This is a genomic window from Nostoc linckia z4 (assembly GCF_002608075.1).
Taxonomy (GTDB): Bacteria; Cyanobacteriota; Cyanobacteriia; order Cyanobacteriales; family Nostocaceae; genus Nostoc; species Nostoc linckia.
The window spans coordinates 1-11,088 of sequence record NZ_LAHA01000113.1; the positions used below are offsets into that span (position 1 = coordinate 1).

Sequence of the window (11,088 nt, forward strand, 5' to 3'; positions counted from 1 at the left end):
AGATGGGGGAGATGAGAGAGGTGGAGGAGATGAGGGAGATGAGGGAGGTGGGGGGGAGACGGCGATGGTGGCGGATGTGGGTTCTGGTGGCTTGGGGGTGGGGTATTGAGTGGGGGGATAGTTGACTGGGGGGGGGTTGAGGGCTTGGAGTACTTGACGGGCTGATTGATAGCGATCGCCTGGTCTGGCGGATAGCATTTTATCTAATACTTGCCCTAACACCGGACTCAGGCTGACTTCTCGTTGCCATTGCCAGGTTAAATTATAAGTATCAATTAATTCCTGGGGTAGTTTACCTGTCAGTAAAACCAACATGGTGGCTGCTAAGGCATATAAGTCACTGTGGGGAGACACTAACCCAGTTTGCATTTGTTCTGGGGGAGCAAACCCTATTTTACCTAACAGAGTTGGTGACGGTGAAGAAGCCATGACACCGGGTTGGTAATATTGGGAAGCGACAGTTGCCACTACTTGTTTAACACCGCCAAAATCGATTAATACTGGTAGTTGGTCAACGGTGCGGAGTATTAAGTTATCTGGAGAAATATCACGATGAATTACACCTAGTGAGTGGATGTACTCCAACACTGGCAAAATTTGTTGTAATAATTGGCGGACTTCTGCTTCTGTAAAGCGTAAACCTTGCTTGGTTCGGGTATGTAACAAAGAGTTGTAAGTTTCCCCTTCTACATAATCTTGCACTAAAAACAGATATTCTCTGCCTTGCAAGTTAGTGCGAAGCAATTCACGGAAGCGAGGGATTTGGGGATGTTGCAGCTTATAGAGAACGCTTGCTTCTCTCTCAAAAAGTTCTTGAGCTTTTTCAACAACGTAAGCGGTTTGGACTTGGGGAGAAAATTCCTTTAAAACACAAAGTTCGCGGAAGCGGTTAAAATCTTCAGCTAAATAAGTGCGTCCAAAGCCACCTTGACCGAGTTGACGCACAATCACATAGCGATCGCCTAAAGTTAGTCCTGCTTGTATACCATAACTCATGGGCGTATCCAATTTTTCACTACATTAGAGATTGAGCATTGGGCATTGGGCATTGGGCATGGGGCATTGGGAAGAGGCAGGGGGGCAGGGGGCATTAAAAAGTGACAAGTCAAAAGTTCTTTAATTTTGAATTTTGTTAGCGCAGCTAAGCTGTGTCCGCGAGCGTCATTTTGAATTTTGAATTGATTTGTCTCCCTCATTTCCCTCATCTCACACTACTTGCCAGATTTTACTTGATCGATTCGATCGGCCGCCATCGCATACCAAATTTGACCGAAAGTTTGCTGATTGAGTTTCCCACGGTCTTGGTCAGGAAACAAGCGATCGAATTTCTCATTTGTTTCTTTGTTCAATCGATCGATTGTATAATCTCCGAATTCTCCAGCCCGCGCTTGTCGTCTCCATCTTTCGTAATCTTGTGTAGTGTAAGTTCCTAGTTTGCGACGCGCTGCTGTACTGAGGTTAGCTTGTTGTACTTTATTCAAAAAATCGTCAGCAATACTGTACCATTCATCTCGCAAACGGGCATCTTCAGGTTTTGAGGTGAGACTACGTCCCTTTAATTGGGAATTTTTTGTATAAAAAATATCATCTACGGTGCGAGTAAAAAATCCTTCGCTAATCTGTAGTTGTTGACGGCGATTGATAATTTCTTGGAGGTTGCGATTTGTATTGCGCTCGCTCACTGGTTGAGTGCTAGGGTTGGGTAATTGGGGAATTTGCGGTAAAGAAATCGATGGTATCGTAATGGAAGATACTCCCCGAATAACTGCGTTTACCACCGCCCAAGCACCTGCACCAGTTAACACAACTAACGCTGTACCGCCAAGACTCATGACAAAAGGACGAATCCAAGCGGGGAATGATGCTGGTTTAACAATGGCTTGGGTTCTGTTGTGGAATTTACTGATAATCGCACTGGCGCGTTGTCTTCCTGGAGCAACTACCGTTGTTTTTATTTTGGTAATATAATTTGCTGGTGGTTTAGTTGCATTTGGCGATGGTAAATCTTTGAGGATTTGCTCGGCTCGTTGATAGCGATCGCTCGGTTTATACGCCAGCATCTTTTTTAACACAGACTCTAGTTTGGGACTCACTTGGATTTGCTTGCCCCAGTACCAAAGTCCCTGATAGCTGTCGTATAATTTCTGCGGTTCTTGTCCCGTCAGCAACACTAATGCAGTTACAGCTAAAGAGTATAAATCACTACTTAAAAATACTTTGCCTTGTCTTAACTGTTCCTCTGGGGCATAACCTTTTTTACCCAGCAAAGTGTTATTCCCAACCAATTGAGTGCGCCAAAAACCTTGAGAAGCTGGCAATTGTTTAACGCCACCAAAATCAATTAATACTGGTAGATTATCAGAACGCCGCAAAATCAAATTATCGGGAGAAATATCGCGGTGAACTACATCCCGTGAATGGATGTAAGTTAACACTGGTAGAATCTGTTGCAGTAAAGTAATGACTTCTTGTTCGCTGAAGGCTTTTCCTTGGGCGCGGCGCTGTTCTAATAATTGGTCAAAATTTTCACCGTCTACATAATCTTGGACTAAAAAGAAAAAATCTTTAGTACCTATTTTTACTTGTATTGAACTGTGAAAACGCGGAATTTGAGAATGCTGGAGTTTTTTAAGGACATCGGCTTCCCGTTCAAATAACTCTTTGGCTTTTTGTAAATCTTGCTTTTCTTGGACTTGGGGTGCAAATTCCTTCAGCACACAGGTTTGATGGGATTTTTTATCCTCTGCCAAATAAGTGCGTCCAAAGCCGCCTTGGCCGAGTTGACGTATGATTTGATAGCGATTATCTATAACCTGTCCCACAGTGATGGGTAACGGTTCGCCGCAATGGGTACAAAAGCGGTTACCATTATCATTCGTGTGTTGTTTGCTGCAATAGACCTGCATGATGCCCAAGTATTTAAGATTTTATTTAATGACTACAATGTGCGTACAGTTGTTTTCGGATATCTTACCAAACGTTAGTGTAGGGTGTTCCTATCCTTAGGAATATGGTTTTGTATGGTTATGTAATATAGTAATCAACTTTGATTTTTGAATTCCTACAGTGTGAGAATAAAGGCAATTAAGTCTTGTCTAGACAACAGTAGAAAATAGACGATGGCTCGTTGCAGTCAAAAATCAAATAGGACTTATATAACTTAAAAAGTAAAAAAACGAAAAATTTAATAAATATTTGTTTTTATTTTGGTCTTTGAGCTTTTTACTTGCAAATAAAAAATGTTAGCTCTACTTTTAGGATAAAAACAAGCATTATGAATTGCAAATCACAAAGCCAGCGAGTAATTAAAGAATTTGAAAATTTTCTTTCTACCCCCCTGGAAACGCAACTGCAACGACATCTTAACACTGAAAGTTCAGCAGTTTTAAGTTTATTTCATGATGTCGCGGTGAATGTACCGGCGTACAAGGCTTTTTTAGCAGAAAGACAAATTAATCCAGCGAATATTCAAACTTTGGAGGACTTTGAAAAACTGCCAGCGATCGCCAAAGAAAATTATATACTGCGTTATCCTTTGGCTGACTTGTGCCGCCACGGACAATTGCAAGGGTGTGATATGATAGCCGCTTCCTCTGGTTCCACTGGTAAGCCGACATTTTGGCCGCGTTTTTTCACAGATGAACTCCAAATAGCTACACGCTTTGAACAAATTTTTCACGATAGTTTTTTTACAGATGCTAGACGTACTTTAGCTGTGATTTGTTTCACCTTAGGAACTTGGGTTGGTGGAATGTTCACCACCAATTGCTGTCGCTACCTTGCTAGTAAAGGTTATCCCCTGACTGTAATTACTCCGGGTAACAACAAAGAAGAAATATTGCGAGTTGTACAACAATTGGGTTGTGCCTTCGAGCAAGTGGTACTTTTGGGATATCCGCCATTTTTGAAAGATGTCATTGATACTGGAATTGCTCGTGGTGTAGAGTGGCAGCAATATCAGATAAAATTTGTCATGGCTGGAGAAGTATTCAGCGAAGAATGGCGGAGTTTAGTTGGTAAACGTGTTGGTTCAGAAAATCCCTGCTATGATTTTGCATCACTTTACGGCACTGCGGATGCGGGAGTTTTAGGGAATGAAACGCCTTTGAGTATTTGCATTCGTCGTTTTTTAGCAGAAAACCCCGATGCAGCTAGGGATTTATTTGGCGAATCCCGCTTACCTACACTAGTACAGTACGATCCTTGCAGTCGGTTTTTTGAAGTTCAAAATGGCGCATTGTTATTTTCTGGAGACAACGGTATTCCTTTAGTGCGCTATGACATCTTGGACACTGGCGGCATAATTAGTTATGATGCCATGCTGGAATTTTTAGCCAAATGGGGATTCGATCCTGTTGCACAGTTGCAAAATTCAGTACTTCCCACTCCCGACTTTTTTAGAGGTATTCATCAGTTACCTTTCGTATATGTTTTCGGTCGTTCTAACTTTACAGTTTCCTACTTTGGCGCAAATATCTATCCAGAAAATGTAACGGTGGGATTAGAACAACCAGTGATTCAAGAATGGGTGACGGGTAAGTTTGTGTTGCAGGTGCAGGAAGATGCAGATAAAAATCGATTTTTATCTGTGGTTGTAGAATTAGCACCAGGAGTAGAAGCTAGCGAAGCTCAAAGAAAAGCGATCGCCTCTTCCATTCTTTCACAACTACTACGCCTAAATAGCGAATTTGCTAACTATGTTCCCGTAGAATATCAAACACCACAGGTGACATTAGCTCCAATGGGCGATGCTGAATATTTCCCTGTTGGCGTGAAACATCGTTATACCCGTAAATAAGAGACCTGCCTTGAAAATAGAGGCTGAAACAACGCAAAATCCTTCCAAGATCATTTTCATTGTTCCTTGTGAGCGCAGCTCATGGAGTAAGAGTGCAATCAATTGCTTTTTGGACTCTTGTGGTCAAAGGGATACATCTTTATTGGGGAAAGGGAAAATACCAAACATGCACCTTCTTTCCCGACTTCTCTTAGAAGTCTATCCTTTTCCCCAAGATTAGAGGTTCTGTCTAGATTCATTAAATCTTTCCCGAATTCTCTTAGAAGTCTATCCTTTCCCCTTTTCCCCTTTCCCTTTCCCCTTTCCCCGACTTCTCTTAGAAGTCTATTAAGTAGAGGGGTTGTTGTTGACCGTTGGGGAAACTCCAAGACCTCAGTGGCTCCGGTTTACAGTCAACAGTCAACAATCAACAATCAACAATTTTCAGTTTCATTACCTGACTACCGCTTCAGTTTTTTCCTTAACTGGTACATAGGGCTTTTCTTCACCCTGCGCCAGATATTCTGCTAACTGACTTTCAATTTGGTCGCGGACAATTTGGCGATACTCTAGAAAATGTTCGTTGTGGGCACAAGCGGCGAGGTAATGCTCAAAAACTTTGGGGTTACGTTTGAGAATACTAAATAAATGATGCCAGAATTTCCAACGGGTTTCGCGTTTGATTCCTTGTCGCCAAATCACAAGTAACAAGGCTTTCACAACTACCCACTCTGGCGTTTTAGCTGGTGCTTTCCAAGTGGGCGAACCCATCATCAAGAAGCAGCGGTAAGTACGATCCAAATATTTAACTGGGTCGTATAAAGTACAAAACGCCTCAATATATTCTCTGGCAATTTCTTCTAAAGGACGAGTGGGTACGAAGTTCATCAATGTTGTTTGGTTGATGTTGCCATCTTGATTTTCTCGGAGTCGTCCTTCTTTTTTCAGGCGATGCCACAGGGCAGTGTTGGGTAACGCTTGCAACATGGCAAAAGTAGTTGAAGGAATTGCTGCTTTTTCTGCAAACCGGACAATGCGATCGCCTGCACCGGATTTTTCGCCATCAAATCCAATAATAAATCCAGCCATTGGACGCAATCCAGCTTTGATGATGGTTTGCACAGCATCAATTAAAGAATTGCGGGTATTTTGAAATTTTTTGGTTAATTGCAAACTGTCTTCATCTGGCGTCTCAATGCCCAAAAATACCGCAGCAAAACCCGATTCCACCATCAACTCTAACAGTTCTGGATCTTGTGCCAAATCAACTGAAGCTTCAGTGTCAAATCGGAACGGATATTGATGTTCAGCCATCCAGACTTTTAATTCTTTAAGCAACAATTTCACATTGCGTTTGTTGCCAATGAAGTTATCATCCACTACGAACACACCCCGCCGCCAACCTAGTTCATAGAGGTAATCTAACTCTGCTAACAGTTGAGACGGCGTTTTAGTACGTGGTTTGCGGCCGTAGAGAACAATGATGTCACAAAACTCGCACTGGAAGGGACACCCCCGCGAAAATTGCACAGACATCATATCATAGGCATCGAATTCTAATAAATCAAAGCGGGGTATTGGTGTGTTTGTGACATCTGGTTTTTCTGTAGCGCGGAAAGTTCCAGAAGTTTCTCCCCGTTGAATTGCTTCAACAAACATCGGTAATGTGATTTCCCCTTCATCCAAAATGAGGAAATCTGCACCAACATTTTGGACTTCGTGGGGTACAGAAGTCGGGTAAGGGCCGCCCACTGCAACCAACTTACCGCGCTGCTTTGCTTCTTTGATTTGGTCGAGTAAATCTTGTTTTTGAACAATCATTGCTGAGAAGATGACTAGATCCGCCCACGCCCATTCCGCTTCTGTTGCTGGACGAATGTTGCGATCTACGAGTTTAAATTCCCATTCTTGGGGCAAAATTGCTGCTACTGTTACTAAACCCAGAGGTGGTAATAAAACCTTGCGATCGACTAATTCCAAAATTTTTTCATATGACCAAAAGGTTTTGGGAAATATTGGATACACCAGCAATACTCGCATTTAGTATCAATCCTCACACTTTGATTATTATCCCAACTGTAACGAAAAATAAAGGCTTATTGACCGTAGCAATTCTAGATTTTGCGAAAAAATTGAATGACGGAAATTGGCTCTCAAAGCTTTTCAAGACGGATTTGAGATGGTTTTGTTTCACGCCGGACTAACCCCATCCCACCTGCGTTAACAATCGTTGTGGGTAGCACAAATCTAAAATCTCCCTGTGTACCCTATGAGAAAAACTCTCGTAATATTTAGCAAGCCAAGAAAATATTTGTGGAGCTTAAAGCAACATGGTACTCATATAATAAACTATTAGGCTTTTAAATTGCTCGCTCATACTGTTGACGGCTGACACTTAAGTGTCAACAGTCGCCAGTGCCTTGGACGAGTTTTCCGACTTAAAGCAACTGGCGTTTAACAACCACACCAAAAAATGTACAACGCCAAATCCAAGGGCATTAAATAGAATATTTTTACTAATCTTTGTCTACGAGAGGCTACGCCAACGGGGTAGGAGTAGCAAGTGAGACATTGCTGTCAACTTCAGATCAAACGCTTATCCCACAAACGTTTTACCCAACCCCCGCCCTTGTCAAGGGGAGGTTTTGCGCCAGAAAAGCCGGGGTGGGGTAATGCAGATCCAATACGGTTCGGTTAAAGAGGAAAGGTTTCAAATACATCCTTTGCCCTTTACCCCGGTTGGTGAGCTTGTCGAACCATTAACCTTTTCCCAGACCATAAGGGAAGTTCATACTGCTTATCCGAGTTCCCAAAAAGCTAGACTATTTACTGAAAAAAGGAACCACAGTTATGCTGAGGCGAACTTTTCCCTCACCAGAAGCGTTGCGGCGCTTACCGTTTGGTCTAGCTGACATCGCCTTGATTATGGGTACGTTAGTATTAGTGGGACTAATTGCCCGTGTAGGTGCAGGGGCATTAATTAGCTTTGTACCGCCAGATGTTGTACCTAGTGTCAGCTTAGATCCAGGTAATTTGCCTTATTATGCAGGGCGTTCGACTCTACGAATGTTTATCGCTCTGTTTTGTTCGACTTTATTTACTTTAATATATGGCTATATTGCAGCCAAAAGTCGGCGGGCAGAGCGAGTTTTAATTCCCCTGCTGGATATATTACAGTCGGTTCCTGTTTTGGGGTTTTTATCAATTACGGTGACTGGTTTTATTGCCTTGTTTCCGGGTAGTTTATTGGGATTAGAAGCCGCTTCGATTTTCGCGATTTTTACCAGCCAAGTGTGGAACATGACCTTTTCGTTCTACCAATCATTGAGAACAGTACCATCCGAACTTGATGAAGTAGCAAGACTTTACCGTCTCTCACAATGGCAGAGGTTCACAAAATTAGAAGTACCTTCAGCTACCATTGGGTTGTTGTGGAACGCCATGATGAGTTTTGGTGGTGGTTGGTTTTTTGTGGCGGCGAGTGAAGCGATTAGCGTCTTGAATCAAAAGTATACACTTCCAGGACTAGGTTCTTACGTTGCGGCGGCGGTTACCAAAGAAGACTTGTCTGCTTTGGGTTGGGCATTAGTGGCGATCGCAGTGGTAATTTTACTAGTAGACCAACTATTTTGGCGACCGTTAATTGCTTGGGCAGATAAATTTCGCTCAGAGACAAGTGCAGCAGCAGAAGCGCCAGAATCTTGGCTATTGGATTTGTTCAAAGCTGCGCGACTTCCTAGTTTAATAGTCCAGGTATTGACACCAGTGGGTGAAGTTATTAACGGTCTTCTGTCTTCACTGACTCCACCACATCCAATAAATAATAATGTAGATAAAAATCAGCAAGTATTAAGCGATCGCCTTTACAACTTTGTTTTATTAGTAGTAATCGGCGCACTTGTAATTACCGGCTTGCACTTTATTTTCGCCACAGTGGGGTTTAGTGAAGTAGTCAAAGCATTTTTGTTAGGATTACTTACCTTGGGGCGGGTAGTAGTGCTGTTGATAGTAGCATCGCTGATTTGGACACCCATTGGTGTAGCGATCGGCTTTAACCCAAAATTAGCACGACTATTACAACCTGTGGTGCAATTTTTAGCCTCATTTCCTGCCAACTTCATCTTTCCCTTTGCCACCCTCTTTTTTATTCGTACCCACATCAGCATCAACTTCGGTAGCATTTTATTGATGTCCCTTGGCGCTCAGTGGTACATTCTCTTTAATTCCATCGCTGGAGCGATGAGCATACCCACAGATTTGCGTGAAATGGCAACAGATGTCGGTTTACATGGCTCAAAGTTATGGCGTAAATTAATAATCCCTGGCATTTTTTCTTCTTGGGTTACAGGCGGTGTTACCGCCAGTGGTGGAGCCTGGAACGCCAGCATTGTGTCTGAAATTGTCAGTTGGGGACAAACCACTTTAATAGCAAGCGGCTTAGGAGCCTATATTGCCGAAGCTACCCAAGCCGGTGACTGGCCTCGCATCACCTTAGGAATTGGAATGATGAGTCTATATGTGGTTGGTATAAATCGCTTATTTTGGCGATGGTTGTATCACCTAGCAGAAACAAAATATCATTTGTAAAAAATCAATAGCGCGCGAAGCATCTTGACTTTGTGTATCAGTGGACATGCGTTATTTGAAGGCAAAACTTGTATTCAAAACGCGAGGAATTGAAGAAGAATACAGAATTCAGAATTCAGAATTCAGAATCAAGACGCTCTCTACGAGACGCTACGCGTAGCTTGCTTAAGAGCAGGGGTACGCGGACACGGCTTAGCTGCGCTATCCGCCAGTCGTACAAAATTCATTCTGAATTCTGACGACTGACGCCTTTATTCTGTTTTGATAAAGTTGGGTAAACAGGCTTGAAAGTCTCTTTCTGTCATACTTTTATGAGCAAATAAGAGTAAAGAATAGTGTAATTTATGACAAAAATCACGCCAATTACAGAGCAAGTATTAATCGCCGTTGAAGAGGTTAACAAAAGCTTTCCGCTTCCCGATGGCAAAGGGGAGTTTACTGTTCTGCGTCACATTAACGCCAGAGTAAATTCAGGTGAAGTTGTGGCTTTACTCGGTCGCAGTGGTAGTGGTAAAAGTACTTTACTGCGAATTATGGCAGGCTTGATTCCACCCAGTGAAGGACAAGTCATTAGCAATGGGAAAGTCTTACGCAGTGCTAACAAAGATGTGGCAATGGTTTTTCAAAGCTTTGCTTTGTTACCCTGGCTGACAGTACAGGAAAATGTGGAACTAGGGCTAGAAGCACAAGGGGTGAATCGAGAATTACGACGACAACGCGCTCTCAAAGCTATTGACTTAGTAGGTTTAGATGGTTTTGAAAGTGCTTATCCCAAAGAATTATCCGGTGGGATGAAACAGCGAGTTGGCTTTGCGCGGGCATTTGTAATTGAACCGCAAGTATTATTTATGGATGAGCCATTTAGTGCTTTGGATGTTTTGACAGCTGAAAACCTGCGGGGTGAAATTGATGACCTCTGGAATGCCGGGGGTTTTCCTTCCAAAAGTATATTAATTGTCACTCATAACATTGAAGAGGCAGTATTTTTAGCAGACAGAGTGATTATTTTAGGAGCAAATCCGGGGCGCATTCGTGGTGAAGTTGTAATTGATTTACCACGTCCTCACGATCGCACTCATCCGCGCTTCAAAGCTTTAGTAGATTATATATATACAGTGATGACCAACCCAGAAGCCGAAGTCACCGGAGAAGTTGCACTCGCAGCCACCAAACCACCAACACGAACATCTAAATCACCCTATAGCCAATCATTACCTCATGTCCGAGTCGGTGGGATCAGTGGTCTTTTGGAATTAATTGTTGAACAACCGCAAGGCAAAGAAGATATTCCTAAGTTAGCAGAACGGCTGCAACTTGCAGTGGATGACCTTTTACCGATTCTTGATGGTGCAGTGTTGTTGGGTTTCGCAAAAGTAACACAAGGTGATGTGCAAGTAACTGATATTGGACGTGACTTTGCTACCACGACAATTTTACGAAGTAAAGATCTGTTTCAACAACAAGTTTTGCAAAATATACCAATGTTAGTCAGTATGGTACAAACACTGCGCGAAAAACGCAATGGTTCAATGCGCGCAGATTTCTTCCTAGATTTACTGGATGAACATTTTCCCCATGCAGAAGCAGAACGACAATTTGCTACCGCAATTGACTGGGGTCGCTACGCAGAACTATTTGAATATGATGCCAGAGAAGAACGTCTCTATTTACCAGAACCAATGTTTGGAGATGAGGAGATGGGGGGATGAGGGGGATGGGGGGAT

At 42.8% G+C, this 11,088-nt stretch carries 7 protein-coding genes; 3 read left to right on the plus strand and 4 right to left on the minus strand.

Features of this window, described 5'->3' with window-relative positions; genetic code table 11:
- From VF06_RS38110 to VF06_RS38120, 3 genes are all read right to left on the minus strand, one after another.
- Positions 1–996, minus strand: a 996-nt coding sequence (locus tag VF06_RS38110) for a serine/threonine-protein kinase (protein WP_143874545.1), incomplete at its 3' end; no start/stop codon positions are given.
- Positions 993–1,196, minus strand: coding sequence for a hypothetical protein (locus tag VF06_RS41840; protein ID WP_099072558.1), 204 nt, complete (start codon positions 1,194–1,196; stop codon positions 993–995). The genes VF06_RS41840 and VF06_RS38110, both read right to left, overlap by 4 nt.
- A gap of 15 nt (positions 1,197–1,211) precedes the next feature.
- On the minus strand, positions 1,212–2,906 hold the full coding sequence (locus VF06_RS38120) for a serine/threonine-protein kinase (protein WP_099072559.1): 1,695 nt from the start codon (positions 2,904–2,906) through the stop codon (positions 1,212–1,214).
- A gap of 368 nt (positions 2,907–3,274) precedes the next feature.
- On the opposite strand from VF06_RS38120, the gene VF06_RS38125 reads away from it, so the two are divergent.
- Positions 3,275–4,798, plus strand: a complete 1,524-nt coding sequence (locus VF06_RS38125) for a phenylacetate--CoA ligase family protein (protein ID WP_099072560.1) — start codon at positions 3,275–3,277, stop codon at positions 4,796–4,798.
- A gap of 432 nt (positions 4,799–5,230) precedes the next feature.
- On the opposite strand, the gene VF06_RS38135 is transcribed toward VF06_RS38125, so the two are convergent.
- Entirely contained in the window at positions 5,231–6,817 is a 1,587-nt protein-coding gene (locus VF06_RS38135) for a B12-binding domain-containing radical SAM protein (protein ID WP_099072562.1), read from the minus strand.
- Between the two features lie 810 nt (positions 6,818–7,627).
- Here VF06_RS38135 and VF06_RS38140 point away from each other — a divergent pair.
- Positions 7,628–9,364: an ABC transporter permease gene (locus tag VF06_RS38140; RefSeq protein ID WP_099072563.1), complete on the plus strand. Its 1,737-nt coding sequence runs from the start codon at positions 7,628–7,630 to the stop codon at positions 9,362–9,364.
- Positions 9,365–9,708: 344 nt separating this feature from the next.
- The gene (locus tag VF06_RS38145; RefSeq protein WP_099073525.1) at positions 9,709–11,073 is read left to right on the plus strand and encodes an ABC transporter ATP-binding protein; all 1,365 of its coding nucleotides are present in this window, start codon (positions 9,709–9,711) and stop codon (positions 11,071–11,073) included.
- Positions 11,074–11,088: the final 15 nt, after the last annotated feature.

Bases quoted from the DNA above. Each gene is read 5' to 3' on its own strand.
- VF06_RS41840 (WP_099072558.1), bottom strand. From the start codon at position 1,196: ATGAGGGAGACAAATCAATTCAAAATTCAAAATGACGCTCGCGGACAC.
- VF06_RS38120 (WP_099072559.1), bottom strand. From the start codon at position 2,906: ATGCAGGTCTATTGCAGCAAACAACACACGAATGATAATGGTAACCGC.
- VF06_RS38125 (WP_099072560.1), top strand. From the start codon at position 3,275: ATGAATTGCAAATCACAAAGCCAGCGAGTAATTAAAGAATTTGAAAAT.
- VF06_RS38135 (WP_099072562.1), bottom strand. From the start codon at position 6,817: ATGCGAGTATTGCTGGTGTATCCAATATTTCCCAAAACCTTTTGGTCA.
- VF06_RS38140 (WP_099072563.1), top strand. From the start codon at position 7,628: ATGCTGAGGCGAACTTTTCCCTCACCAGAAGCGTTGCGGCGCTTACCG.
- VF06_RS38145 (WP_099073525.1), top strand. From the start codon at position 9,709: ATGACAAAAATCACGCCAATTACAGAGCAAGTATTAATCGCCGTTGAA.